General features: G+C 74.0%; 20 protein-coding genes. 11 read left to right on the top strand and 9 right to left on the bottom strand.

The annotated features are described in order from the left end of the window. Nucleotides 1–117 precede the first annotated feature (117 nt). The 4 genes from ABTY04_RS24245 to ABTY04_RS24230 all read left to right on the top strand — a co-directional run bounded on the left by ABTY04_RS24245 (nt 118) and on the right by ABTY04_RS24230 (nt 7,478). Complete coding sequence (locus tag ABTY04_RS24245) at nt 118–1,623, top strand: hypothetical protein (protein WP_352215477.1); 1,506 nt, start codon at nt 118–120, stop codon at nt 1,621–1,623. After that, a complete protein-coding gene (locus tag ABTY04_RS24240) occupies nt 1,620–1,784 on the top strand; it encodes a hypothetical protein (protein WP_352215476.1) in 165 nt (54 codons plus the stop codon). Before ABTY04_RS24245 ends, ABTY04_RS24240 begins: the two co-directional genes overlap by 4 nt. Further along, nucleotides 1,781–2,704: a hypothetical protein gene (locus ABTY04_RS24235; protein ID WP_352215475.1), complete on the top strand. Its 924-nt coding sequence runs from the start codon at nt 1,781–1,783 to the stop codon at nt 2,702–2,704. Before ABTY04_RS24240 ends, ABTY04_RS24235 begins: the two co-directional genes overlap by 4 nt. Nucleotides 2,705–2,774: 70 nt before the next feature. Then, on the top strand, nt 2,775–7,478 hold the full coding sequence (locus ABTY04_RS24230) for a hypothetical protein (RefSeq protein ID WP_352215474.1): 4,704 nt from the start codon (nt 2,775–2,777) through the stop codon (nt 7,476–7,478). 61 nt (nt 7,479–7,539) lie between these two features. Here ABTY04_RS24230 and ABTY04_RS24225 read toward each other — a convergent pair whose 3' ends face one another. Next, nucleotides 7,540–8,028, bottom strand: a complete 489-nt coding sequence (locus ABTY04_RS24225; protein WP_352215473.1) for a hypothetical protein — start codon at nt 8,026–8,028, stop codon at nt 7,540–7,542. A gap of 346 nt (nt 8,029–8,374) precedes the next feature. Here ABTY04_RS24225 and ABTY04_RS24220 point away from each other — a divergent pair, with 346 nt between their 5' ends. The 4 genes from ABTY04_RS24220 to ABTY04_RS24205 are packed head-to-tail and all read left to right on the top strand — an operon-like array spanning nt 8,375 to nt 12,678. After that, nucleotides 8,375–11,173 carry a nitrate- and nitrite sensing domain-containing protein gene (locus tag ABTY04_RS24220; protein WP_352215472.1) on the top strand — a complete coding sequence of 933 codons (2,799 nt, stop codon included), beginning with the start codon at nt 8,375–8,377 and terminating at the stop codon, nt 11,171–11,173. Continuing rightward, on the top strand, nt 11,170–11,607 hold the full coding sequence (locus tag ABTY04_RS24215) for a roadblock/LC7 domain-containing protein (RefSeq protein WP_030871925.1): 438 nt from the start codon (nt 11,170–11,172) through the stop codon (nt 11,605–11,607). The genes ABTY04_RS24220 and ABTY04_RS24215 overlap by 4 nt, the downstream gene beginning before the upstream one ends. An 11-nt stretch (nt 11,608–11,618) precedes the next feature. Then, a complete protein-coding gene (locus ABTY04_RS24210; RefSeq protein WP_352215471.1) occupies nt 11,619–12,071 on the top strand; it encodes a DUF742 domain-containing protein in 453 nt (150 codons plus the stop codon). Next, complete coding sequence (locus tag ABTY04_RS24205; RefSeq protein WP_352215470.1) at nt 12,052–12,678, top strand: GTP-binding protein; 627 nt, start codon at nt 12,052–12,054, stop codon at nt 12,676–12,678. Before ABTY04_RS24210 ends, ABTY04_RS24205 begins: the two co-directional genes overlap by 20 nt. A gap of 229 nt (nt 12,679–12,907) precedes the next feature. On the opposite strand, the gene ABTY04_RS24200 is transcribed toward ABTY04_RS24205, so the two are convergent. The 4 genes from ABTY04_RS24200 to ABTY04_RS24185 all read right to left on the bottom strand — a co-directional run bounded on the left by ABTY04_RS24200 (nt 12,908) and on the right by ABTY04_RS24185 (nt 15,690). Then, a complete protein-coding gene (locus ABTY04_RS24200) occupies nt 12,908–14,107 on the bottom strand; it encodes a lipid-transfer protein (RefSeq protein WP_352215469.1) in 1,200 nt (399 codons plus the stop codon). Further along, a complete protein-coding gene (locus tag ABTY04_RS24195; RefSeq protein WP_352215468.1) occupies nt 14,104–14,559 on the bottom strand; it encodes a Zn-ribbon domain-containing OB-fold protein in 456 nt (151 codons plus the stop codon). Before ABTY04_RS24195 ends, ABTY04_RS24200 begins: the two co-directional genes overlap by 4 nt. Nucleotides 14,560–14,625: 66 nt before the next feature. After that, nucleotides 14,626–14,955, bottom strand: coding sequence for an Mpo1-like protein (locus ABTY04_RS24190; protein ID WP_352215467.1), 330 nt, complete (start codon nt 14,953–14,955; stop codon nt 14,626–14,628). A gap of 48 nt (nt 14,956–15,003) precedes the next feature. Continuing rightward, nucleotides 15,004–15,690 (bottom strand): M15 family metallopeptidase, encoded by a 687-nt coding sequence (locus ABTY04_RS24185; RefSeq protein ID WP_352215466.1) that lies wholly within the window; start codon nt 15,688–15,690, stop codon nt 15,004–15,006. Between the two features lie 23 nt (nt 15,691–15,713). Between ABTY04_RS24185 and ABTY04_RS24180 the strand changes: the two genes are divergently transcribed. Further along, on the top strand, nt 15,714–16,226 hold the full coding sequence (locus tag ABTY04_RS24180; protein ID WP_352215465.1) for an NUDIX domain-containing protein: 513 nt from the start codon (nt 15,714–15,716) through the stop codon (nt 16,224–16,226). 33 nt (nt 16,227–16,259) lie between these two features. Here the strand turns inward: ABTY04_RS24180 and ABTY04_RS24175 are convergent, their stop codons facing one another. Together ABTY04_RS24175 and ABTY04_RS24170 are read right to left on the bottom strand one after the other, a co-directional pair. Next, nucleotides 16,260–16,508 (bottom strand): hypothetical protein, encoded by a 249-nt coding sequence (locus ABTY04_RS24175; protein ID WP_352215464.1) that lies wholly within the window; start codon nt 16,506–16,508, stop codon nt 16,260–16,262. A 188-nt stretch (nt 16,509–16,696) separates the two neighbouring features. After that, nucleotides 16,697–19,204, bottom strand: a complete 2,508-nt coding sequence (locus ABTY04_RS24170; protein WP_352215463.1) for a glycoside hydrolase family 31 protein — start codon at nt 19,202–19,204, stop codon at nt 16,697–16,699. 199 nt (nt 19,205–19,403) lie between these two features. Here ABTY04_RS24170 and ABTY04_RS24165 point away from each other — a divergent pair, with 199 nt between their 5' ends. Further along, on the top strand, nt 19,404–21,398 hold the full coding sequence (locus ABTY04_RS24165) for an acetoacetate--CoA ligase (RefSeq protein WP_352215462.1): 1,995 nt from the start codon (nt 19,404–19,406) through the stop codon (nt 21,396–21,398). 63 nt (nt 21,399–21,461) lie between these two features. Then, on the top strand, nt 21,462–22,406 hold the full coding sequence (locus tag ABTY04_RS24160) for a DUF8829 domain-containing protein (protein ID WP_502996708.1): 945 nt from the start codon (nt 21,462–21,464) through the stop codon (nt 22,404–22,406). 84 nt (nt 22,407–22,490) lie between these two features. Here ABTY04_RS24160 and ptsP read toward each other — a convergent pair whose 3' ends face one another. Further along, the gene (ptsP, locus tag ABTY04_RS24155; protein WP_352215461.1) at nt 22,491–24,161 is read right to left on the bottom strand and encodes a phosphoenolpyruvate--protein phosphotransferase; all 1,671 of its coding nucleotides are present in this window, start codon (nt 24,159–24,161) and stop codon (nt 22,491–22,493) included. 83 nt (nt 24,162–24,244) lie between these two features. Then, the gene (locus tag ABTY04_RS24150) at nt 24,245–24,694 is read right to left on the bottom strand and encodes a PTS sugar transporter subunit IIA (RefSeq protein WP_352215460.1); all 450 of its coding nucleotides are present in this window, start codon (nt 24,692–24,694) and stop codon (nt 24,245–24,247) included. Nucleotides 24,695–25,239: the final 545 nt, after the last annotated feature.

The raw sequence follows: 25,239 nt of genomic DNA, 5'->3' as shown, positions 1-25,239 counted from the left end.
CGTACCGGGTTCCCCGGCGCCCGGGACGGAGCGGATCGCGTTCCCCGCGGCCCGGGACCGATCCGGCCGAACCATGCCGTTTGGGATGTTGTCCGTGACAGCGCCTAGTCTTTGTCCGTGACTCTCCCTGCCCCGGCGAAGACCCTTCCGTCCCCGGCGCCGGGCCCGGCCGCCGACGAGGGCCTGGCCCGGCGGCTGCGCGCGCTCGCCTGCACCGCCCCGCTGCACGACCTCGACGTACGCAAGGCCAACCTGGCCGGCGAGTACGGGATCTACGCGATGGCGGAGGTCGCGCTCGCCGCGATCGACCTGGTCACGCTCAACATGGACTTCGACACCGGCGCCGACCACGAGCAGATAGTGGCCCGGCTGCTGCCGCGCGTCGCCGCGCAGGCGCCGGACCGCCCGGCGGCCGAGCACGAGCGGGTGGCCCGCTGGGTGCTGGAGAACCTGATCAACGTCGGGAGCGTCGACCGGGGCTTCCGCGCGATCTACGGCACGTTCGGCCCGGACGGCGTCTACGTCCGCCGCGACTACGACTTCAAGCTGATCGAAGAGGTCCCCGGCTACGGCGGCGCGGTCTACCTCCGCACGACGGACGAGGCCGTCAACGTGCTGGTCGGCGCCCTCGACACGGACGTCACGAGCGCACAGATCGCCGCCGAGGTGAAGCTGGAGGTGCTCATCAGCCGCGGCCGGCTGGCGGACGCCCAGCTCGCCGCCGAGCAGGCCCGGTACCGCACGGTGCAGTACGCGGAGACCCTGCGCCGCACGTTGGACGCGACGCGGCGCAACGTCCGGGCGGTGGACTGGCTCCGGTCCGTGCCCGACATGATCGAGGAGGCCCTCGACCACGTGGCGGACCGGTACCGGCACGAGAACGCGATCCTGACGAACATCCGCAAGGCCCGCGACGAGGCGGAGGAGCCCGAGAACAAGCGGCGCGCCGCCGAGCTCGTCGACATCGTCAAGGACTGCATCCGCCGCCACACCCAGCTCCAGTCGAGGCTGCTGGACGCGGGCCCGCTGTTCCGCGCCGAGCAGGACCGCCAGGCCTTCGCGGCCCCGGCCCCGCGATCCGGAATCGACCTGTACGGACAGCTCGTGGCCCCGATCCTGCCGCTGCCCGTCGCGCAGGCCGGCCGGGTCACGGACGCCTTCTTCGCGGCGGGCACGGGCCTGCGCACGCCCGTTTCCGTCCGCGTCGCCGACCTGGTCGAGATCCTGCTCACACCGCCGGTGGAGCGCGAGCACCTCGGCGCGGAGATGCCGGAGCCGGACCTCATCGCGACCCCGGACGACAGCCGCTTCAGCGAGGAGCAGCTCGCCGCCGCGATGCAGCTCCTGGACCTGCCGCACGACGCCCCGCGCCGCCTGTCGGGGCTGCTCGCCGAAGCCCGGCGCAGCGACCCGGACCTGCCGTACCTGGTGGCCCTGCTGGCCGTGCACGCGGCGAGCCCGGCGGTCGGCACGGCGTACCGCCAGGGCGAGGAGCGGCTGCTCTTCGCGGTGGACGACGGTACGGAGCTCGACGACCCGGAATTCGGCGGTGCGGACCTGATCGTCGGCACGGCCCTGCTGGATGCCGCCGCGATGACGGCGGACCGAACGGAGGCGGCATGACCCGCACGACGCCCCGCGCCGTGAGCCGCGCTGCGCTCCCGGGGCCCGCCTCCGCGGGCGGCCGGGGGTGTGCTTCCGACGCCGGCGCACCGCACGCCCATCGCACCCGCACCCGCACCCGTATCCGCAGTTCCCGTACCGCCGAGGAGACCCACCCGTGAGCGACCACCACGCCGAGCACCCCGCGTGGAGCGAGCGGCAGCCCGCGTGGAGCGAGGCCGACGCGCCGTCGGCCCCCGTCGCGCCCGCCCCCGCAGGGGCCGTCACCCCCGCCGACGCCGCGGACGCCGCCCGGCTCGTCGCGTTCGGGCTCCAGCCGAAGCTGCTCCCGGCCCGCGACGCCGAGTACGCCGAGCTGCTGCGCCGCTACCGCGAGGACCCGGCCTTCGGCCGCCTCGCCGACGCCGTCGCGACCGGCCTCGGCCTCGTCGTGCTGGAGGTGTCCCCGCGGGCGGGCATGGCCGTGGCCGCCGGCGAGGACTCCGTGTTCGCCGTCCGCATGGGTGACTACGCCCGCCGGACCACCGCCGACTCCGCGGACCGGTTCCTGCACGGCCTCGCCCACCTCGCCGTCGCCGCCCTCGCCTTCCCCCGCCCCGAGGACCTCGCCGACGACGGCTACATCGGCCGCGTCACCGTCAACGGCGTCGACGCATTCGTCCGGCAGACCTGCCGCCGCCTGGAGGAGCGGGCCGAGGAGCTCGGCGAGAACACCGACCCGGCCACCGACGCCCCCGGCCTCGAAGCCGCCTGGCGCGTCTACGCCCGCCGCAGCGCGACCGGAGCCACCAAGGACGCCCGCCGCCTCGCCGGCTCCACGACCGGCATCGTCGGCAAGGCCGCCGCCTTCCTCACCGACTCCGGCTTCCTCCAGCGCACCGGCGACGACGCCGGCGGCACGTACCGCACCACCCCCCGCTACCAGCTCCAGGTCCGGGACATGGCGGGCAGCGCGGCCATGGCCGAGCTCCTGGAACTCGGCGTGGTCCCCGTCAGCGACGGCTCCGCCAGCCTCCTCCCGCCGCCCGAGGGCGACGACCTGGAGCTCGCGGCGGACGCCGGCCTGCCGTTCCACGCCTGAGTCCCGCCGCCCGACCCGCCCTCCGTACCACCCACGTACGACCCACGAGCCATCACGAGAGTCCGCCGCCATGTACGAGCTGTCCCGGATCCGCCTCTACTCCATCGGGCCCGCCGGTGCGCGCTACGCCGACACCGTGCTCGACCTGCGCGGAGTCGGTGAGCCGGTGCCCCACCCGGCGCCCGCCCAGGCGGAGTTCTTCGAGGACGAGCCCACCGGCCCGCCGCGCCGCCCCGCGCCCGCCGGGGTGCTCTTCCTGGAGAACGGCGGCGGCAAGTCCGTCCTGCTCAAGCTGATCTTCTCGGTGATGCTGCCCGGCCACCGCAACACCCTCGGCGGCGCCAGCTCCGGCGTCCTGCGCAAGTTCCTGCTCGCCGACGACTGCGGCCACGTGGCCCTGGAGTGGCAGCACACCCAGACCGGCGAGTGCGTGGTCGTCGGCAAGGTCAGCGAATGGCGCGGCCGCCAGGTCTCCAACGACCCGCGCAAGTTCGCCGAGGCCTGGTACTCCTTCCGCCCCGGCCCGGGCCTGAGCCTGGACAACCTTCCCGTCGCCGAGGCCACCGCCGTCCGTCCGCCCGTCGAAGGAGCCTCGGGCGCCCAGGGCCGGCGCCGCACGATGAAGGGCTTCCGCGACGCCCTCACCGAGGCGGGCAAGGCGTACCCGCACCTGGAGGTGTACTTCGAGGAGATCCACGACCGCTGGAACGAGCACCTCACCGAACTCGGCCTCGACCCGGAACTCTTCCGCTACCAGCGCGAGATGAACGCGGACGAGGGCGAGGCCGCCGGCCTCTTCGCGGTCAAGAAGGACTCCGACTTCACCGACCTCCTGCTGCGCGCCGTCACCGACACCCGTGACACCGACGGCCTTGCCGACCTGGTCCACGGCTTCGGCAACAAGCTCGGCCGCCGCGCCGAGCTGATGGCCGAACGGGACTTCACCGCCGGTTCGGTGGACCTGCTCACCAAGATCGTCGAGGCCGCCGAGACCCGCTCCCGGCTCCGCGACGTCCACGCGGGCGCGGAGCGCCGCACGCGCACCCTCGCCCGGCGGCTGTCCGCCCGTGCCGCCGAGGAGCGCGGACGCGCCGCCGACCTCGCCCAGCGCGTCACCGGCGCCGCCCACGGCGTCACCTCCGCCGAGTCCGCACGGGCCCGCAGCGCCGCCGTCTCCGCCGAACTCGCCTACCGGCACGCCTCGCTGGCGCTGACCGTCGCGGACAAGGCCGCCGCCGCCCAGCGCCGCGAACTCCTCGAAGCCCGCACCCTGCACTCCGCGTGGCAGGCCGCCGAGACCGTGCTGCGCCACCGTGCCGCGGGCGACCGCTCGGCCCGCGTCGCCGCCGCGATCCTGGAGGCCGAGCGGGACGCCGCCCCGGCGCTCGCCGCCCGCGCCACCGCCGCCGCCGCGCTCGTACGGGCCCTGCACACCGCCGCCGAGGACGGGGAGCGGGTCGCCAACGAGGAGGAGGAGCGGTCCGCCGCCCTCCAGGAGGCGGGCGAGGCCTCCCACCGGGACGCCACGGCCGCCGCCACTGCAGCCCAGCGGGCCCGCAGCGAAGCCGAACACCTGCGGGCCCGGCTCGCCGAGGTCCAGCAGGAGACCGCCGAGGCCGTCCGCGCAGGCTGGCTCGACGACTCGGCTCCCGACGCCGACCCGGCCCGCGCCGCCCTCGCCGCCAGTGACGCCGAGAAGACCGCCGTGGCAGCCTGGGACGAGGCCCGCGAGGCCGCCCGCACCGCCGCCGACGCCGCCCGCGAGGCCGCCGCCGCGGAATCCCGCGCCGAACTCACCGCCGCCCGCGCCGCGGACGCCGCCGACGCGGCCGAAGCCTCGCACGACGCCGAGTACCGGGCCGCGGCCTCCCTCGCCGCCTCCCCGCGCCTGGCGGAGCTCCTCGGCCTCCCCGCGGCCCCCGCGGCCGTCGACGCTGCCGTACCCCGCCCGCGTAACGGGAACGCCGCCGGGCCCGGTACGGCCGCCGGTCCGGCGGGCACCTCCGCGGCCCCCGCGGGCGCCCCCCGGTCCACCGCCACCGCGGGCGGGCTCACCGTCGAGGACCTCGACCGCGGCGCCGACGAGCTCCGCACCCTGCTCACCGACGGAGTCGCCTCGGCCGAACGCCAGCTGTTCGAGCTGCGCACCGCTGCCGCGGACGACGCCCGCATCCTCGGCGCGCTCGGCGACGGCGGACTGCTGCCGCCCGGCCCCGACGTCCTCGCCACCGTCGAGTACCTCGGCGAACACGGCATCCCGGCCCTGCCCGGCTGGCGCTACCTCGCCCAGTCCGTGGACCCTGCCGACCACGCCGCCGTCCTCGCGGCCCGCCCCGAACTCGTCGACGGCGTCGTCATCACCGACCCCGACACCCACTCCCGGGCCCGCGAGGTCCTCTCCGGCGCCGCCCTGCTGCCCCGCTCCACCGTCGCCGTGGGGACGGCCGCCGCCCTGCTGGCCCCCGTGCCCCCGGCCGGCGACGAATCCGCCTCCGGCGTGTTCCTCGTACCGCCGAACCCGGCCATGCACGACGAGCACGCCGCCGACGAGGAGCGCCAGGCGCTGCGCACCCGCGCCACCGCCCGCGACACCGAGATCCGCGACCTGGCCGCCCGCCTCGCCGGGGACCGCGAACTCGCCGCCCGCCTCGCCTCCTGGCGCACCGGCTGCCCGCCCGGCCGCCTCGCCGAGCTCGCCCGGCACGCCGAGGCCGCCCGCGTCTTCGCCGAGGAGGCCGACGCCGAGCTCGCGGAGGCCCGTACCGTACGCGCCGAAGCCGACGAGGCCGCCGCCGACGCCGCCCGCATCCGCGACGAGCGCCAGGACACCGCCCAGCGGGCCCGCCGCGCCGCCGACGCCCTCGCCGGACTCGCCTTCCGCCTGCGCGAGCGCGCCGGCTGGCAGGCCAAGGTCCGCGAACTCGCCGACGACGCAGCCGAGTCCGAGGCCCGCGCCGAGGTCTGCCTGGACCGGGCCCGCGCCGCCGACGAGGACCGCCGCGCCGCCCAGCGCGCCGCCGACGACGCCCGCCGTACCGCCCGCGCGCTGCGTGCCGAACGCGCCGAGATCGCAGGCGCCCCCGAGGCCCTGCCCGAGGACGACGGCACCGCCAAGGCGCCCCTGCCCGACCTCCGCGAGGCCTACCGGGCCGCTTCCCGGCTGTACGAGAAGGTCGGCGTCGGCGCCGACCTGCGCGCCGAGCAGGCCCGCGCCGAGAGCGACGAGAGCGCCGCCCTCGCCGAACTCGACCGGCTCACCAACAAGGTCCGCACCCGGGCCGCCCAGCTCCTCGAAGGCACCGACGGCGCCGACGGCCCCTCCCGCCAGGCGGCCGCGGCCCGCGCCGAGTCCCTCGTGCAGATGCTGGAGACCCGGGCGTCGACCGCCAGCGAGCAGCTCGGCCGGCTCCGCGGCGAGGCCGAACGGCACGCCCCCACCGAGGGCGAGGCGCACACCGACCTGCCAGAGGAACTGATCCCCGGCGACGTCGAACAGGCCCAGGCCCTGCTGCGGACCGCCACCGCCCAGCTCGCCGCGCACACCGCGGCCGTCGAGACCGCCCGGGCCGCCCACGCCGACCTGCTGCGCGCCCACCGCACCGCCGAGGACGGCGCAGGGGGCTTCGACGAGACCGCGGCGATGCTGCGGGACCTGCTGCGCGACCACACCCACCAGGACGACGAGCACGAGCCGGCGGCCCACCCGGGCACGCTGGAGGAGGCCCGGCAGTCCGCCGCCGAGGCCCGCCGCTCCCTGCGCGGCTGCGCGGCCGACCTCTCGGCCGCCGAGTCCGCGGTGCGCGAGGCGAGCGACATTCTGGTCCGCCACGCCAACGCCAACCGGTACGAGCAGGTACGGACCCCCGCGCGCCAGCAGATCCGCGAACTGCCCGCCTCCGCCCTGCCCGAGCACGCCGCTGCCTGGGCGGCGGCCTTCGCGCCCCGGCTGCGGGTGCTCACCGACGAGCTGGCCCAGCTGGAGCGCAACCGCGACAGCATCGTGGACCGGCTGCGCGGACTGGTGGAGTCCGCCCTGGCGACGCTGCGCTCCGCCCAGCGGCTCTCCCAGCTCCCGGAAGGCCTGGGGGAGTGGTCGGGCCAGGAGTTCCTGCGCATCCGCTTCGAGGAACCGGACCAGGCCACCCTCACGGAGCGGCTCGGCGAGGTCATCGACGACGCCACCCGCACGGCCGTGAAGAAGAACAGCAGCGCCTCCTTCGGAGAGGGCCGCCGCGACGGCATGTCCCTGCTGCTGCGCGGAGTCCAGGCCGCCCTGGAGCCCAAGGGCATCTCCGTCGAGATCCTCAAGCCCGACGCGGTGCTGCGTGCCGAGCGCGTGCCGGTGGGCCAGATGGGCGACGTGTTCTCCGGCGGCCAGCTGCTGACCGCCGCGATCGCGCTGTACTGCACGATGGCGGCGCTGCGCAGCAACGACCGCGGCCGGGACAAGCACCGCCACGCGGGCACGCTGTTCCTCGACAACCCGATCGGGCGCGCGAACGCCACGTACCTGCTGGAACTCCAGCGGGCCGTGTCCGACGCGCTCGGCGTCCAGCTGCTCTACACGACCGGACTGTTCGACACCACGGCCCTGGCGGAGTTCCCGCTGGTCATCCGGCTGCGCAACGACGCGGACCTGCGGGCGGGCCTGAAGTACATCAGCGTCGAGGAGCACCTGCGCCCGGGCCTGCCCCAGCAGTCCCCGGAGGGGGAGAGCATCCACGGAGAGATCACCGCGACCCGCATGTTCCGCCGTTCCGCGGTCGGTTCCTGACCGCGGCCCCGGGAGTCCCCGGCGGGCCGGCCGTCCGCGGTCCGGCCCGCCGGTGCGGCTGCTATCCCCGGCCCGAGGTCGCCTGGTAGCGCCTGTCCGCGCCGGGAGGCGGCCACACGGCCGGGCGGGCGCCCGCGGGCTCGCCGCCCCGCGGTATTCGGCCCGTCGCGCCGCCCGCCGCCGAGCGGGCCTCCCGGCGGGCCCGGCGCCGCTCGCGCCGACGGCCCCGCGCCGTGCTGCTCGGCTCCGACACCACCCCGTACCGCTGGTTCCACATCTGCCGGGTGATCAGCACGTCCAGCACGCCCCACGTGGCCACGACCGTCCCGGCTATCGCGCCGAGCCCCATGGGCAGGGCCAGCCAGGAGCCGGTGAGCATGAGGAAGAAGGCGACCGTCGCCCCGGTCAGGGTGACGGCCACGATCAGCACCGCCCGCACCGCCGAATCCCGCACCGGGTCCGGCATCCGGGGCCGCCGGGCCGGCTCCTCCTCCCACAGCGACCGTCCCTGCACGCCCGCCGACGCGCCGGTGTTCTCGTACATCCCCATCGCACGCTCCCACCCCGACGAATCCCCTCGAACAGGTAGACGTTCGACGTCGCCGAGAGATTCCCGTATCCCGGACTCCTCCCCAGCACCTGCCCCTCCCGGAACGAAGAATTCCAGCCATCCATCCGGTTGCGGGAACTGACACCCCACCAAGTGTCATCTGCCACATAACGGGCTGCTCTTGACCGGATGTATCGGACAACTCGTGATCTACACCCGGGGTCCCGGCCGAAAACGTCCGGACATGCCTTCGAAGCCGCTCCCCGGCAGTAGTAGGCTCACGCCGTTTAAATGACGGAACACCGATCCCGGACAACGGGGTTGAGCTGGGGAGGCTGGGGAGGCCATGCGCTTTCGCGGGAAGTCCATCCGCCGGAAGATCGTGGCGTTGCTCCTTGTGCCGCTCATCTCCCTCACCGCCCTCTGGGGTTTCGCCACCGTGATCACCGGCCGCCAGGCCGTCCAGCTCCTCGACGTCGCCTACGTCATCAACAAGGTCGGCTACCCCGTCGAGGACGTCGTCCGCGTCATCCAGAAGGAACGCCGCCAGACCCTCGTCGTCCTCGGCGACCCCCGCGCCTCCACCGCAACCGCCGAACTCACCAAGCGCCGCGCCGCAACCGACGAGATCGTCGACCGGATCAGCAAGAACGCCAAGGATCCCGAGGTCGCGGACGAACTGGCCCCGGCAGCCGCCCAGCGCCTCGACTCCATCCTCGACGCCTTCCGCGGCATCGGCGCACTGCGCCGCTCCGTCGACCAGAACACCCTGGACCCGAGCCAGGCGCTGGAGCTGTACAGCCGGCTCGTCGACCCCTGCTACGAGTTCCTGATGAACCTCCACGCCCTGGAGAACGTGGAGATGGACAAGCAGGGCCGCGCCCTCGTCGGCATCACCCGCGCCCGCGAGACGCTCTCCCGCGAGGACGCCGTCATCGCCGCAGCCCTCGCCGCCCGCAACGTCAGCCCCGCGGACATCCGGCGCGTCTCCGACCTCGCCGCCAACCGCACGCTGCTCTACGAGTTCAACCTCGCGATCCTCCCGGCCGACGACCGCGAGCTGTTCGAGCAGTACTGGAGCAGCCCCGACACCAAACCGCTGCGCGACGCGGAGGAACGGTTCATCTCCGGAGGCGCAGGAAAGAACCCCCGCGTCACCGCCACCCAGTGGGACGAGGCCGCGAACAAGGTCCTCGACGACCTCGCCACCATGGGCACCGCCGCCGGCGACCGCTACCAGAAGCGTGTCGAACCCGTCGCCATGGACGTCCTCGTCCAGGCGGCGATCGCCGGCGTCCTCGGCTTCATCGCCCTCGTCGTCTCCCTCGTCCTCTCCGTGCGCATCGGCCGCGACCTGGTCCGCGACCTGTCCCGGCTCCGCAAGGAGGCCCACGAGGTGTCCGGCGTCCGGCTGCCCGCCGTGATGCGCCGCCTCGCCGCCGGCGAACACGTGGACATCGAGACCGAGGCCCCGCGCCTGGAGTACGAGAAGGACGAGGTCGGCCAGGTCGGCCAGGCCCTCAACACCCTCCAGCGCGCCGCCGTCGAGGCCGCCGTCAAGCAGGCGGAGCTCCGCCGGGGCGTCTCCGAGGTGTTCGTCAACCTGGCCCGCCGCAACCAGGTCCTGCTGCACCGCCAGCTGACCCTGCTCGACACGATGGAACGGCGCACCGAGGACGCCGAGGAGCTCGCCGACCTCTTCCGCCTCGACCACATGACCACCCGCATGCGCCGCCACGCCGAAGGCCTCGTGATCCTCTCCGGCGCGGCCCCCTCCCGCCAGTGGCGCAAACCCGTCCAGCTCATGGACGTCGTACGGGCCGCCGTCGCCGAGGTCGAGGACTACGAGCGCATCGAGGTACGCCGCCTGCCGCGGCTCGGCATCGCCGGCCCCGCCGTCGCCGACGTGACCCACCTCGTCGCCGAACTCCTGGAGAACGCCACCGTGTTCTCCCCACCGCACACCGCCGTCCAGGTGCACGGCGAGCGCGTCGCCAACGGCTTCACCCTGGAGATCCACGACCGCGGCCTCGGCATGAACCCGGAGGCGCTGCTCGACGCGAACCTCAGGCTCGCCGAGACCCCCGAGTTCGAACTCTCCGACACCGACCGCCTCGGCCTGTTCGTCGTCAGCCGTCTCGCGCAGCGCCACGGGGTCAAGATCGTCCTCCAGCCCAGCCCGTACGGCGGCACCACCGCCGTGGTGTTCCTCCCGGCGGCCCTGCTGACCGAGGCTCCCGACACCAACGGCACCGGCCTGCGCCTCGACGACGGCAAGGGAGGCCGGGCCGGCCAGGGCGGCAGGATCGGCCGCGGCCCCGCCCGGTCCGCCCCGGCCGCCGTCGAGCGCGCTCCGGCCGGCCGCGCGCCGGCCGCACCCGGACTGCGCGGCCCGGTCGAACTGGAGGCCCCGCTCGGCGTGCTCGGACTGGACGGCCTCGACGACCCGGCCGCCCTGGACGAGGTCACCACCGGAATCACCGGGCTCACCGGAGTCGGCACCCGCCCCGCCATGGCCACCCTCGACGACGAGACCCCGCCGAACGGCACCCCGCGCAGCGCCCTGCTGGGGCTCCGCCCGGCGGACCGGCCGCACACCGACCGCAAGGCCGGCCCGGACCGCGAGCTGCCGGCCCCCACCGGCCCGGTCCGGCTGGACAGCCACCGCCCCGAGGCGCTCCGCAGCGCACGCGCGGACGGCGCCGGCGCCCGGTCCGCGGGTGCCGTCCCGCTCCCGCGCCGCAGGCCCACGCCGACGCTGGTCGCCGAGCACGGCCGCCGCGTGGAGCCCCGCCCGGTGTCCGCGGTCCCGAGGCCCGCGCCGGACCGGGAGCCGGACACCGGGCTGCGTACGGCCGGGCCCGGTGCGGCCGTGCCCGCCACGGGCCCCGGAGGGCTGCCCAAGCGCGTCCGCCAGGCCAGCCTGGCGCCCCAGTTGAAGAACGCCCCTGCCCCCGCACCCGCCGAAGCCGCAGCCGACCCGGTGGCCGACCGCGACGCGGAAGAGGTACGTACGCGCATGTCCGCACTCCAGCGCGGCTGGACGGCCGGCCGCGAGAAGCACGCACAGCAGCAGTCCGGGACCGGGGCAGGCACTTCCGCCGCCACAGGTCCCGGATCCGAGAACGAGGGGGACGGTCGATGACCGCACCGCAGACCGGCAACGACACCCGGGGCCGCGGCTCCGGTCCGCTCAACTGGCTCCTCGACGAGCTCGTCGACCGGGTCGCCAGCATCCGCAAGGCGGTGGTCCTCTCCGGCGACGGCCTGCCCACCGGCAGCTCGAAGGACCTGACCCGCGAGGACAGCGAGCACCTGGCCGCCGTGGCCTCCGGCTTCCACAGCCTGGCCAAGGGCGTCGGCCGCCACTTCGAGTCCGGCAGTGTCCGCCAGACCGTGGTCGAGCTGGACGAGGCCTTCCTCTTCGTCATGGCCGCCGGCGACGGCAGCTGCCTGGCCGTGCTGTCGGACGCCGACTCCGACGTCGGGCAGGTCGCGTACGAGATGACCCTGATGGTCAAGCGGGTCGGCGACCACCTGGCGACCGCTCCCCGCTCCGGGCTGCCAGCCGGAGGGTGAGGGCGGACGGCATGAGCGATCCAGGCCAGAACCGCCAGGACCACCCCGCGGCCGCCCCCGGTGCACCGGGCCCGTCGCAGGAGCCCGCCCACCCGCACTGGTTCGACGACGAAGCGGGGCCCGTCGTACGCCCGTACGCCATGACCCGGGGCCGGACCAGCCACGCCGGCCGGCACCGGCTCGACCTGATCGCACTCGTCGTCGCCGAACCGGCGGCCGACGATCCGGTCTGGGACATGACCCTGTCCCCGGAACACTCCGACATCCTCGGACTGTGCCGGGAGCGGCCGCAGTCGGTCGCCGAACTCGCGGCCGAACTCGACCTCGCGGTCGGGGTCGTACGCGTCCTGATCGGAGACCTGGTCGACGAGGAACTGGTCCACGTGACCCGGCCGGTACCGCCGGCCGAACTGCCCGATGAATCCATTCTGCGTGAGGTGATCGATGGCCTTCGGGCGCTCTAGCCGCACCGGTGCCATGCACGCCGTGTCGCCGGTCGAGCCGCTGACCCTGAAGATCCTGGTTGCGGGCGGCTTCGGGGTGGGCAAGACCACCCTGGTCAGTGCGGTGAGCGAGATCAGACCGCTGCGGACCGAGGAACTGCTCTCCGAGCCGGGAGCCGGCATCGACGACACCGGGGGAGTGGAGGGCAAGAGCACCACCACCGTGGCGATGGACTTCGGTCGCATCACGCTGCGCGAGGACCTGGTGCTCTACCTGTTCGGCACGCCCGGACAGGACCGCTTCTGGTTCCTGTGGGACGAGCTGGCCCAGGGGTCGCTCGGCGCCGTGGTCCTCGCCGACACCCGCCGCCTCGCCGACTGCTTCGCCGCCGTCGACTACTTCGAGCGGCGCGGGATCCCCTTCGTGGTCGCGGTCAACTGCTTCGACGGGGCCGAACGCCATCCGGTGGTGACCGTACGGGAGGCGCTCGACCTCGATCCCGAGGTACCGGTGCTCCTCTGCGACGCCCGGGACCGGGAATCCGTGAAGGACGTGCTGGTGGGGGTCGTGGAACACGCGATGTCGCTGGCACGGGCCCGGCGCCGCAGCCTGACCGCCGGGACCTGACCGCTGCGGCCTGCCCGCACGGACCCGGGGACCTCGCGCACAGGGAGGCGGCCCGTACCCCCGCCGACTGGGGTACGGGCCGCAGCTCTCATGGGGGGACGAAGGGCCTCGGCCGTGGCGTCGTACCCGGCGGGAGGCTGTGGAGCGAGTGTGAACCTGCCGCCCGGAGCCGTCAAGCGTTCGGACAACAGCTTCTGTTCAGGTCCGCACCCGGCCGTCGCCGTCACCGTCACCGCACGGCGACGACGGCCGAACCGTGCCCGAACAGCCCCTGGTTCGCGGTGATCCCGGTATGTGCCCCCGGCACCTGCCGGTCCCCGGCCGTGCCGCGCAACTGCCAGGTCAGCTCGCAGACCTGGGCGATGGCCTGCGCCGGGACCGCCTCCCCGAAGGAGGCCAGCCCGCCGCTCGCGTTCACCGGCACCCGCCCGCCGAGCGCCGTCGCGCCCTCCCGTACGAGCTTGGCCCCCTCGCCCTCGGCGCACAGGCCGATGTCCTCGTACCACTCCAGCTCCAGGGCGGTGGAGAGGTCGTACACCTCGGCGAGCGAGAGGTCCCCGGGGCCGAGCCCGGCCTCCTCGTACGCGGCCCGGGCGATCGAGGCCCGGAACGAGCCCGCCGCAGGCCCCGGGGCGGTCACCGAGTCGGTGGCGATGTCCGGGAGGTCGAGGACCGTACGCGGATACGCCGGCGTCACCGTCGACACCGCCCGGATCCGCACCGGATCGGCGATCCCGCGCGAGCGTGCGAAGTCCATGCTGCTCAGCACCAGCGCCGCGCCCCCGTCAGAGGTGGCGCAGATGTCGAGCAGCCGGAGCGGGTCGGCGACGACCGCCGACTGCGCGACCTCCTCGGCCGTGACCGGCTTGCGGTAGCGGGCGTGCGGGTTGAGGGCGCCGGCCGCGGCGTTCTTGACCTTCACCCGGGCGAAATCGTCGAGGGTGTCCCCGTACACGGCCATCCGGCGGCGCGCGTAGAGGGCGAAGTACGCCGGGTTCGTGGCGCCCAGCACGCGGAACCGCAGCCAGTCCGGATCGTCCGGCCGGTCCCCGCCCGCCGGGGCGAAGAACCCCTTGGGCGCGGCATCCGCGCCGACCACCAGGACGACGTCGGCCAGCCCGGCCAGGATCTGCGCCCGCGCCGCCCCGATGGCCTGGGCCCCCGAGGCGCAGGCCGCGTACACGCTGGTCACCCGCGCGCCCTGCCAGCCGAGGGCCCGGGCGAAGGTCGCGCCGGCCACATAACCGGGATATCCGGAGCGCACGGTGTCGGCCCCGACGATCGACTGGACGTCGGCCCACCCCAGCCCGGCGTCGGCGAGGGCGGTCCGGGCCGCGGCCCGCCCGTACTCGACGAAGCTGCGGCCCCATTTGCCCCAGGGGTGCATACCGGCCCCGAGGACCGCGACGTCGGCGACGGCGGCGGTCACGCGCCCACCCCCACCGGCCGGAACCGCCAGGTCGTCCAGACGGTCCCGGCATCCTCGTTCAGCACCCCGGCGACCACCTCGACCTCCATCCCGACCGCCAGATCGGCGACGGTGATCCCCGGAGCCGCCTGCCCGAGCACGACCATCCCCTCGGCCTCCAGCTCCACCGCGACCAGGGTGTACGGCGCCCAGGGCGCGTCCGGGTCGGACACGTACGGCGCGGGCGGCCGGTACCGGCCGTCGGTGTAGGACCACACCCGGCCCCGCGGGGACAGCGGCACCTCGGCGAGCTCCCCGCCGCCGGGGCAGTGCGGGTTGCGGCAGTACGCGTCCTCACGGGGGAAGAACACCGCGGTGCAGGCGGAGCAGCGGGTGCCGAGCAGGCGGAATCCGCCCTCCGCGCCCGCGTCGGTGAACCACCCGCTCACCACGGGTGTACGTGTGCGTTCCAAGACCCCTCCCGACCGCCGGACTATCTGACGAAGCGTCAGAAGTCTGCCACGGGAGGGCGGTGCGGGTCACCGGTTCTCGGCGAGCCACTTCCGGGCGATCTCGGCCAGCTCCGCGTCCCGCCCGGCCAGCATCATCCGGACCATCTGCGCGTCCCCGCGCAGCGACCAGCCCGGATGCCCGAAGGCGGCCGGGTTGTTCTTCTCGATCAGGAAGTGCGCGGGCCAGGCGGTCCCGTACCCGATGAGCGGGAGCGCGGCGAGGTAGCGCCCCCGCCCGCGCGCCAGGCCGTACGCGGTGAGGGCGAGCCCCGTGAGGGTGCCGGCGAGGTGGACCCAGCGGGTGGCGGCGCGGGAGTGCATGGCGACGTAGTAGGGCCAGAACTCCTCTGGGGGCACCTCCCGGCGGTAGCTGGGGGAGAAAGGAATGTCATGCCGGCACGGTACTCACGGCCGGACCGAGGCGGCAGCGGCCGGGAAGTCGAAGAACGAATCGGGAAAGGCCTCGGGCTCGAACGTGAAATGCCACCATTCCTCGGGCAGGTTCACGAACCCCTGCGCGGAGAGCGCCTGCCCGAGCAGCTTCCGGTTGGCCCGGGCGGCGCCCGTGATCCTCGGGTCGTCGGTGTGCGAGAGCGGACCGAACCGGTCGAACGGGGTCCCCATGTCGACGGGCCGGCGCAGCGGCAGCCGCACGAGCGTCACGTCGACGGTACTCCCGCGGCTGTGCCCGGACTTCTCGGCGATGTACCCGTCGGGAATCAGCCGTGCCTTGTCCACGTCCGGGTAGAACTCCGCCTTCGTGGACTGGTCCTGGCCGTCCGCCGCCCACCGCACGAACCGCTCCACCGCCCGCTGCGGCCGGTAGCAGTCGTACACCGTCAACGCATACCCGCGCCGCAACAGCTCCCGCTGGGCTTTGCGCAGCGCCTCGGCGGCGGGGCGGGCGAGCAGGCATACGGGCTCCTCGTACCCGTCCACGACCGCGCCGGTGAAATTGTGGGCGGTGGCGTACCTGATGTCCTGCCCGATGGTGGGATCGACCTCGGAGAGCAACGCGAACCCGGGCGGCGCCGAGCCCCCCGCGAGCAGCGCCGCACAGCCCACGACTCCCACAACCGCAAGCATCCTCATACCCCGTGGCATACCATCGCGGAATGCAGGCACAGCCGAGGGACTCGCACTGTTCCACCTGCGGATCGCTGTTCGACACGACCGCCTGGCCCCGTACGTGCGCCTCGTGCGGCGCGGTCACCTACCGCAACCCGCTCCCCGTGGCCATCGCGCTGCTCCCGGTGGAGGACGAGGCGGGAACCGGGCTGGTGGTGATCACCCGCACCATCGAGCCGGCCCTCGGGGGCATCGCCCTGCCGGGCGGCTTCATGGACTTCGGCGAGGAATGGCGCGACGCGGTCGTCCGCGAGCTCCGCGAGGAGACGGGCATCCACGCCCCGGCCTCGGAGGTCGTCCTGGCCGACGCCATGAGCTCCCCTGCGGGCCACCTGCTGCTCTTCGGCCTCCTGCCCCTACGCCCGACGGCATCGCTTCCGCCGTCGGCCCCGACGGACGAGACCACGGGCTGGCACGTCCTGCGGACCCCGGCGGAGCTGGCGTTCCCCCTCCACACCCGGGCCGCGGCGGCGTGGTTCGCGGGACGCTACGGCGGCTGACGGCGGGGATCCATCCGGAAGCCCGCCTGCCGGTCACCCTCCGAGGCCTCGCACGAGGTCCGTCAGCGCCACCACCGCCAGGGCAGCCGCCGTCACCGCCAGGCCCCGCCCCCACAGCGCCTTCAACGGCACCGGCCGGACCGGCAGGCACGCCCCGGCGGCCAGCGGGAGCAGCGCGCTCGCCACCGCGGCCGACCAGAGCCCCCCGAGGGATCGGGCCGGGAACGCCTGCTGCGTCGCGACGAGCAGCCCCCACGCCAGAAGCAGCTGGCAGGCACCCACGACTTCGGCTCCCGGTGCGACGTCCCATCGGCGTGGACGGCGCAACGCCCGCAGCCCGGGTACGTACGTCCGCGCGGGCCTCGCCGGGCTCGCCAAGACCATCACAGGCCCCCTGATCGAACGGCTCCAACGGCAGCACGGCAGGTGCGCCGCACAGGAGCAGGATCTTCCGGCGGCCTATGGCGGAGCTAGAGCCGCCCTGGAAGGCGTTCGCCGGATCCGGAAGGACCGGAAGGACCGGAAGGACCGGAAGGACCGGAAGGACCGGAAGGACCGGAAGGACCGGAAGGACCGGAAACCTCTCCGTGAGCCGCACCGGAAGGGCCCCCGCGGCCGGGCCCGAGCCCGCGTACCTGCACCCCCTCCACCGGCTCACCGGCCTCGTCCTCCACCACCACCGCGTCCTCCAGCCACCGCACCGTGTACCGCTCGACCACGCCCGCCTCGAAGCCCGGTCCCGGGTCCCGGATCACCACCCCGCCGCCCGTGCGCCCCCGCGCCGGAGCCCATGCCTCCAAGGCCACCCGGCCGTCACCGGGCCGGCGGACCGGCAGCACCGACCCCGCCCGGGCCAGTACCGGGATCCGCCCCGGCGGAGCGTCCAGCAGGATCTGCCCGGGGCCCTCGTACGCCGCACCGGTCGCCGTGTCGTACCATCGCCCGCGGGGCAGCCGGACCGCCCGCCGGTCCGCCCCGCACTCCAGCACCGGCGCCACCAGCAACGCGTCCCCGAGCAGGAACGCGTCCTCGCAGTCCCGTAGCACCCGGTCCTCCGGAGCCCCCCACCACAGCGGCCGTACGTACGGGGCCCCCGTCCGCCGCGCCAGCTGGGCCAGCGTCAGGAAGTACGGCCGCAGCCGCTCCCGCTCGGCCAGCACGGCCCGCGCCTGCTCCTCCGCCTGCGGCCCGAACTCCCACGGCTCCCGCCGCCCGGCCCAGATCGCCGAGTGGGTGCGGAACAGCGGCAGGTACGACCCCAGCTGGAGCCACCGCAGATACAGTTCCGGCGACGGCGAGCCGCCGAAACCGCCGACGTCCGGGCCCGAGTACGGCACCCCGCACAGGCCCAGCCCCAGCACCAGCGCCAGCGAGGCCCGCAGCCCCTCCCAGCCGGTCTCCACGTCCCCCGACCAGGAGCCCCCGTACCGCTGCATCCCCGCCCACCCCGACCGGGAGAAGAGGAACGGCCGCTCCGCGGGCCGCAGCCGCACCAGCCCCTCCCACCCCGCCCGCGCCATCCCGAGCGCGTACACGTTATGCGCGGCCCGGTGGTCCCCGCCGGCGCCGTCCATCGAATGCCGCGCCGAACGCGGCAGCGTCATGTCCCCGAACGGAGCGAAGGACACCGGCTCGTTCATGTCGTGCCACACCCCGGAGAAGCCCTGCTCCAGCCGCTCCGCATACAGCCCGCCCCACCAGGCGCGCACCGCCGGATCCGTGAAATCGGGGTACGCGCACTCGCCGGGCCAGACCTCGCCCCGCACCTCCTGCCCCTGCGCGTCCCGTACGAAGGCCCCGCCCGCCCCCACCGCACGGCCCGACGCGTGGACGGCGTCGCCCGCCTTCACCGCCGGGTCGACGATCGAGACGAGCCGTACGCCCTGCTCCGCCAGCTCCCGGGCCAGCCCCGGCAGATCGGGGAACCGCTGGGTGTCCACCGTGAAGACGCGATGCTCGTCGTAGTGGTCGATGTCCAGGTGCACCGCCGACAGCGGGAGCCCGCGCCCGGTGTACCCGGACACCACCCGCCGCACCTCCTCCGCACTCCCGAAGCCCCACCGCGCGTGCTGGTACCCGAGCGCCCATTCGGGCGGTACGGCGGCGCCGCCGGTCAGCCCGGACCAGCCCTGGAGCACCCGCGCCGGCGTCCCCACCAGCACCCAGCACCGCAGCGGCCCGCCCTCCATCCGCAGTTCGCTCGACCCGGGCCGGTCCGCCCCGGAGCCGGCGCCCTCCTCGCCCTCGCGCAGCGCCACCCGGCCGTCCCAGGAGTTGTCGTGGAACACCAGGTGCGTTCCCGCGTCCGCGACCACCATCTGCACCGGCATGGTGATGTACAGCGGATCGTCGCCCGGCCCGAAGCCGCCCTTGGGGTCGGTGTTCCACAGCCGGTACACCCCGTCCCGCAGCCGCGGCCCGCCGGCCCGCCCGCCCAGCCCGAAGAACCGGGCGTCCGCCGGCACCTCGGACCGCTGGAGCCACCGCGACTCCACCCGCTCCCCGGCGACCGGTTCCGCCGGCTCCCACCAGCGCGGGGGCAGCTCCCGGCGCAGCACCGTCCCGCCCGGCGTCCGCACCTCGACCGCCCCGTGCCTGGACACCGCCACCGTCACCCGCTCCGACACCACCCGCCAGCCGCCGCCGGTGTCCGGCTCCAGCGCGGCCCGCGGGTCGGGCTCCGGCCCGCTGCCGACCAGCGCGTACGACGGCGTCGGCCCGGCCCCGTCCCAGCCCCAGAACACCGCGCCGCCCGCCGTGACCCGTACGAGCAGCTCCGACCGGGCGAACCGCAGCACGCCGCCGCCCGGCCGCGGTTCCGTACCGGTCAGCAGACCCGGCACGCGGGCCCGTTCCGCGCCCCGGCGCGGGAGCCCCGCCGCGTCCGCGCGCCGGTGGCGCCAGGCCGAGCGCCACGCGCGCCGTCCGCGCTCCGTACCGATCTCTTTCACCGCACGTACCAGATCGCGACCGTTCATGCTGATCACCCTGCCACCGGCCGCCGGGCGAGCGGGCTGCGTTCAACTTCCGTTCACTCGTTCATGGCGCCTCTGGTGCGGATGTAGATCGCATGGCATCGTCCCTGTGAGCCGCCGCGCGTACACCCCTCGCGCGATGGCACCGTACGCACACCACGCACACCACGCGCGAGCCGCAGACTGACCGGGAGCCGACCCAATGACCTCAGCCACCCAGCCGGAACCCCTCTGGTCCCCGAGCCCCGACCGGATCGCCGCGGCCCGCGTCACCGCCTTCCAGGCCTGGGCAGCGGAACGGTTCGGAGCCCCCGCGGACGGCGGCTACCCGGCGCTGCACAGCTGGTCCGTCGACGAGCTCGACACCTTCTGGCAGGCCGTCGCCGAATGGTTCGACGTCCGGTTCACCACCCCGTACCAGTCCGTCCTCGCGGACCGCACCATGCCGGGCGCACGCTGGTTCACGGGCGCCACCCTCAACTACGCCGAGCACGCCCTGCGCGCCGGCGAGGACCCGGCGCGCGCGGACGAGGCCGCCCTGCTGTACGTGGACGAGACCCACGAGGCCACCCCCGTCACCTGGGCCGAGCTCCGCCGCCAGGTCGGCGCACTCGCCGCCGAGCTGCGCGCCCTCGGCGTACGCCCCGGCGACCGGGTGAGCGGCTACCTCCCCAACATCCCCGAGGCCGTCACCGCGCTCCTCGCCACCGCCGCGGTCGGCGGCGTGTGGACCTCCTGCGCCCCCGACTTCGGCGCCCGCAGCGTCCTCGACCGCTTCCAGCAGGTCGAGCCGGTGGTCCTGTTCACCGTCGACGGCTACCGCTACGGCGGCAAGGAGCACGACCGCCGCGACACGGTCGCCGAACTGCGCGCCGAGCTCCCCTCGCTGCGCGCCGTCGTCCACATCCCGCTGCTCGGGACGGCCGCCCCCGAAGGCACCCTGGCCTGGTCGGAGCTCACCGGCGGCACCGCCGAGCCGGTCTTCGAGCCCGTCCCGTTCGACCACCCGCTCTGGGTGCTCTACTCCTCCGGTACGACGGGCCTGCCCAAGGCGATCGTGCAGTCCCAGGGCGGCATCCTCCTGGAGCACCTCAAGCAGCTCGGCCTGCACTGCGACCTCGGCCCCGAGGACCGTTTCTTCTGGTACACCTCGACCGGCTGGATGATGTGGAACTTCCTCGTCTCCGGCCTGCTCACCGGTACGACGGTCGTCCTGTACGACGGCAGCCCCGGCTACCCCGACACCGGGGCCCAGTGGCGGATCGCCGAGCGGACCGGGGCCACCCTGTACGGAACCTCCGCCGCCTACGTCATGGCCTGCCGCAAGGCGGACGTCCACCCCGCGCGCGACTTCGACCTCTCCGCCGTGAAGTGCGTGGCGACCACGGGCTCGCCGCTGCCGCCCGACGCCTTCCGCTGGCTGCACGACGAGGTGGCGGAAGACCTCTGGATCGCCTCCGTCAGCGGCGGCACCGACGTCTGCAGCTGCTTCGCCGGCGCCGTCCCCACCCTCCCCGTCCACATCGGCGAGCTCCAGGCCGCCTGCCTCGGCACCGACCTCCAGTCCTGGGACCCGTCAGGCAAGCCGCTGACCGGGGAGGTCGGCGAGCTCGTCGTCACCAACCCGATGCCCTCCATGCCGATCCGCTTCTGGAACGACCCGGACGGCAGCCGCTACCGCGACAGCTACTTCGAGATGTTCCCCGGCGTCTGGCGCCACGGGGACTGGATCACGATCACCGACCGCGGCTCGGTGGTCATCCACGGCCGTTCCGACTCCACCCTCAACCGGCAGGGCGTCCGGATGGGCTCCGCCGACATCTACGAGGCCGTCGAGCGCCTCCCGGAGATCAAGGAGTCCCTGGTCATCGGCCTGGAGGAGCCGAACGGGGGCTACTGGATGCCGCTGTTCGTCCAGCTCGCACCCGGTGCGACCCTCGACGACGACCTCCGCGGCCGCATCAAGGCGACGATCCGCGAGGAGCTCTCCCCGCGCCACGTCCCCGACGAGATCATCGAGGTCCCGGGCATCCCGCACACCCTGACGGGCAAGCGCATCGAGGTCCCGGTCAAGCGGCTCCTGCAGGGCACGCCGATGGCGAAGGCGGTCAACCCCGGCTCGGTTGACAACCTCGGCCTCCTTCACTTCTACGAGGAGCTGGCCCGCACCCGCACCCGCACCCGCACCCGCGCCTGAGGTCACTGTCAGTGGCTTTGGTTACCGTGAGTGAGCAATCGAATGCGCCACTCAGGGGGAGCCATGCCACGGACGCGCCACCACACCGGCCAGACCAACGGCCGCACCACGAACGGCACCACCAGCCGCACCACCCGGCGCCGCATGCTGCGCCGCGAAGCCCCCAGCACCGTCGGCCTCCTGGCCGACGCAGGGGACTTCGCGGCCATGCGCGGCTACCGCAGCTTCACCTTCCACGACCACGACGACTACAGCGACTACCTCCGCCACGTCGACGGCCTGCTCCGGTCCCTCGCGGCCCAGGGCATCCACACCACCGTCGCCCTGTTCGACCCCGCCGAGTACGCCGGGTTCTGCACGGAACACGGCATCGACCCGGACACCGCCGAAGCCCGCACCCGCTTCACCGCCGAACTGGCCGGCACCAGCGCCGTGCTGCCCTACACCGGCCAGCCCATCGACGAACTCGTACCGCTCCTCGTCGACGAGGCCGTCCGCCAGGCCACCTGGGAGTACGCCACCACGCTGCTCGCCGGCGTCGGCAACTGCGCCGACTGCGGCGAGGACATCGGCCACGTTTCCTTCACCCGCGCCACCGACACGCTCGCCCGCCTCGTCGACGGCGCCGGACCGGGCCACCACCACCTCGTGTGCAGCGTCCCGAGCCGGGACGAACAGCTCGTCGCCGTCTTGCACACCGAGGCCGCCGCAGGCCGGGACGGCCCGCCGCGCATCGAGGGCCGTGAGAGCCTCGACTTCGTGACCGTCCTCGCCGCCGGCCTCGCCCTCGGCGGCCCCGGGGGACTGGTGCTGCGCAGCACCACCGAGGGCCTCCCCGACCGTGTCCACGGCTGGCGCCTGGACCGCGGCCGCGTGGTCCCGCTCTCCGCGGCGGCCGTGTTCAACGCCTACTGCACGGACGCCGACACCGGGGACCCCGTGGCCCCCGAGCCCGGCGTCGAGTACTGCCCCGGCTACGAGGTGGACGGCCCCGCCCCGCACCACTAGCGCGCCGGCCACCGCGAGACGACCGAGGGGCCCCCGCCACCGGCGAAGGCCCCTCGGTCGACAACGCTCCGTTGCCCTGTCCGGCTACTCCCCGGACAGCACCGCCCTGGCGGCCACACGGGCCTCCTCGGCGGTGTCCGCCGCGCGCGCCGCGGCCGCGGCACGCTCGCACTGGGCCAGCGTGTACTTCGCGAGCGTCGCCCGCACGTACGGAATCGAAGCGGCACCCATCGAAAGAGAGGTGACACCCAGACCCGCCAGCACACAGGCCAGGAGCGGATCCGACGCGGCCTCGCCACAGACGCCGCAGCTCTTGCCCTCCGCCTTCGCGGCCTCGGCCGACATGGCGATCAGGTCGAGCAGCGCGGGCTGCCAGGGGTCCTGGAGCCGCGACACCGCACCGACCTGCCGGTCGGCGGCGAAGGCGTACTGGGCCAGGTCGTTGGTGCCCAGCGACAGGAACTCGACCTCCTGGAGGATCGAGCGCGCCCGGAGCGCGGCGGAGGGGATCTCCACCATCGCGCCGAACTTCGCCTGCAGCCCGGCCGCGCGGCAGGCGTCCGCGAACGCCTTCGCGTCGGTCCGGTCGGCCACCATCGGAGCCATGACCTCAAGGTGGACCGGCAGGCCCTCGGCCGCCTTGGCCAGCGCCGCGAGCTGCGTGCGCAGCACGTCCGGGTGGTCCAGCAGCGACCGCAGACCGCGCACGCCCAGCGCCGGGTTCGGCTCGTCGGCCGGCGTCAGGAAGTCCAGCGGCTTGTCGGCGCCGGCGTCCAGGACGCGTACGACGACGCGTCCCTCGGGGAAGGCTTCGAGCACCTTGCGGTACGACTCGATCTGCTTCTCCTCGGACGGTGCCTTCTTGCTGTCGTCCAGGAACAGGAACTCGGTGCGGAACAGGCCCACACCCTCGGCCCCCGCTTCCACGGCCGCCGGCACGTCCGCCGGACCGCCGACGTTGGCCAGCAGCGGGACCTTGTGGCCGTCGGAGGTCGCCCCCGGCCCGGACGAGGCCGCGAGGGCGGCCTTGCGCTCGGCGGCCGCAGCCTCCAGCTCGGCCCGCTTCTCGGCGGTCGGCTCGACGAACAGGTCGCCGGTGCTGCCGTCGACGGCGATGACCGTGCCCTCGGCGATCTCGCAGGCACCGGGGAGCGCCACGATCGCCGGCACGCCAAGCGCCCGAGCGAGGATCGCGCTGTGGCTGGTCGGGCCGCCTTCCTCGGTGACGAAGCCGAGGACGAGCGCCGGGTCGAGCAGCGCGGTGTCGGCGGGGGCCAGGTCCCGCGCGATCAGCACGTACGGCTCGTCACTGTCCGGCACACCCGGCATGGGCACGCCGAGCAGGCGCGCCACGATCCGGTTCCGTACGTCGTCCAGGTCGGCCACCCGGCCGGCCATGTACTCCCCGGCCCCCGCGAGCAGGTCGCGGTACGAGGCGAACGCGTCGTACACCCCGCGCTCGGCCGTGCTGCCGACGGCGATGCGCCGGTCGACGTCCGCCATCAGCTCGGGGTCCGTGGCGATCATCGCCTGGGCCTCCAGCACGTGCTGAGCCTCGCCGCCGGCCAGCTGGCCCCGGGCCATCAGGTCGGCGGACACAGCCTCCACGGCTTTGCGGGCGCGCCCCTGTTCACGCACCGCCTCGGCCGCGGTGATCTGCTTGGCCGGCGGTTCGAGAACCGCCGTGCCCATGTGCCGCACCTCGCCGATCGCCACACCATGGCTCACGCCGACGCCTCGCAGCGTTGTCTCCATTTCACCCGTCTCCGATTGAGCGGCGGGTGCTCCCGCCGCGGTGGATGTCCGACCCGTCCGATTCGCCTGTGCAGGCGGAACGTCTACTTCCAGCCGAAGAGGACGTCGTCCGCCTTGACGTCCCCGGACTCGACGACATCGGAGAGGGACTCCGCGGAGGCCTCCAGTGCGACGACGGGGCAAATGGGGGACTTGCCGGCTTCCTCGACGGCCTGCGGGTTCCAGCGGATGACGGCCTGACCACGGGTCACGGTGTCGCCCTTGTTGACGAGCAGCTCGAAGCCCTCGCCGTTGAGCTGAACAGTGTCGATCCCGAGGTGCGTCAGGACGCCGTGTCCTTCGCTGTCCACGACGACGTACGCGTGCGGGTGCAGGGAGACGAGCACACCGTCGACGGGGGACACCGCCTCCGAGGGCTCGCGAACGGGATCGATGGCGGTGCCCGGACCCACCATTGCGCCGGAGAACACCGGATCGGGCACTGCCGCGAGTCCGATGGCGCGCCCGGCAAGAGGGGACGTCACGCTGGTCATGGGGGGCCTCCCAGGGGTGGGGCTTCTTCGTGTCGTCGTCACAACCTGTGCTGTGGCGACGTACTTTCAGCAGGGTATGTCATGACACGTCCCGGTTAGCCCGAAGTGATCCCCCTGCCGAGGGCCACGACGTGCTGCCGCGACGACTTAGTGGACTAGACCATACGCCTGAATCGATTTGCTTGGGCACCACGGGCGCTGTACTGTCGTGACTCCCGCCAGGACGCGTCGCGTGAACTTCTCGCGAACGGCCGATGGACGGGACTCCTCCTCTACAGTGCCGATCTTGATCCGTGCTGCTCCCTGTGTGCCTTTTGGGTACGTCAGGCGAGTGGTCAGGGAGTCGGAAAAGCCCTGATAGAGTCGGAATCGCCGGAAAGGGAAAACGCGAAAGCGAAGGACCTGGAAAGCGAGCGAGACTGACTCTGATAGAGTCGGAAACGCAAGAAAAAGAACGAAAGCCCGGAGGAAAGCCCGAGAGGGTGAGTACAAAGGAAGCGTCCGTTCCTTGAGAACTCAACAGCGTGCCAAAAATCAACGCCAGA

Source organism: Streptomyces sp. NPDC097981 (assembly GCF_040302565.1).
Lineage (GTDB): Bacteria > Actinomycetota > Actinomycetes > Streptomycetales > Streptomycetaceae > Streptomyces.
This window is presented reverse-complemented; position numbering and strand designations above follow the sequence as displayed.

What these genes read in the sequence shown, in the direction of transcription:
- ABTY04_RS24240 (WP_352215476.1), top strand. Translation starts at nt 1,620, where the DNA reads ATGACCCGCACGACGCCCCGCGCCGTGAGCCGCGCTGCGCTCCCGGGG.
- ABTY04_RS24230 (WP_352215474.1), top strand. Translation starts at nt 2,775, where the DNA reads ATGTACGAGCTGTCCCGGATCCGCCTCTACTCCATCGGGCCCGCCGGT.
- ABTY04_RS24225 (WP_352215473.1), bottom strand. Translation starts at nt 8,028, where the DNA reads ATGGGGATGTACGAGAACACCGGCGCGTCGGCGGGCGTGCAGGGACGG.
- ABTY04_RS24220 (WP_352215472.1), top strand. Translation starts at nt 8,375, where the DNA reads ATGCGCTTTCGCGGGAAGTCCATCCGCCGGAAGATCGTGGCGTTGCTC.
- ABTY04_RS24215 (WP_030871925.1), top strand. Translation starts at nt 11,170, where the DNA reads ATGACCGCACCGCAGACCGGCAACGACACCCGGGGCCGCGGCTCCGGT.
- ABTY04_RS24210 (WP_352215471.1), top strand. Translation starts at nt 11,619, where the DNA reads ATGAGCGATCCAGGCCAGAACCGCCAGGACCACCCCGCGGCCGCCCCC.
- ABTY04_RS24205 (WP_352215470.1), top strand. Translation starts at nt 12,052, where the DNA reads ATGGCCTTCGGGCGCTCTAGCCGCACCGGTGCCATGCACGCCGTGTCG.
- ABTY04_RS24185 (WP_352215466.1), bottom strand. Translation starts at nt 15,690, where the DNA reads ATGAGGATGCTTGCGGTTGTGGGAGTCGTGGGCTGTGCGGCGCTGCTC.
- ABTY04_RS24180 (WP_352215465.1), top strand. Translation starts at nt 15,714, where the DNA reads ATGCAGGCACAGCCGAGGGACTCGCACTGTTCCACCTGCGGATCGCTG.
- ABTY04_RS24170 (WP_352215463.1), bottom strand. Translation starts at nt 19,204, where the DNA reads ATGAACGGTCGCGATCTGGTACGTGCGGTGAAAGAGATCGGTACGGAG.
- ABTY04_RS24165 (WP_352215462.1), top strand. Translation starts at nt 19,404, where the DNA reads ATGACCTCAGCCACCCAGCCGGAACCCCTCTGGTCCCCGAGCCCCGAC.
- ABTY04_RS24160 (WP_502996708.1), top strand. Translation starts at nt 21,462, where the DNA reads ATGCCACGGACGCGCCACCACACCGGCCAGACCAACGGCCGCACCACG.
- ptsP (WP_352215461.1), bottom strand. Translation starts at nt 24,161, where the DNA reads ATGGAGACAACGCTGCGAGGCGTCGGCGTGAGCCATGGTGTGGCGATC.
- ABTY04_RS24150 (WP_352215460.1), bottom strand. Translation starts at nt 24,694, where the DNA reads ATGACCAGCGTGACGTCCCCTCTTGCCGGGCGCGCCATCGGACTCGCG.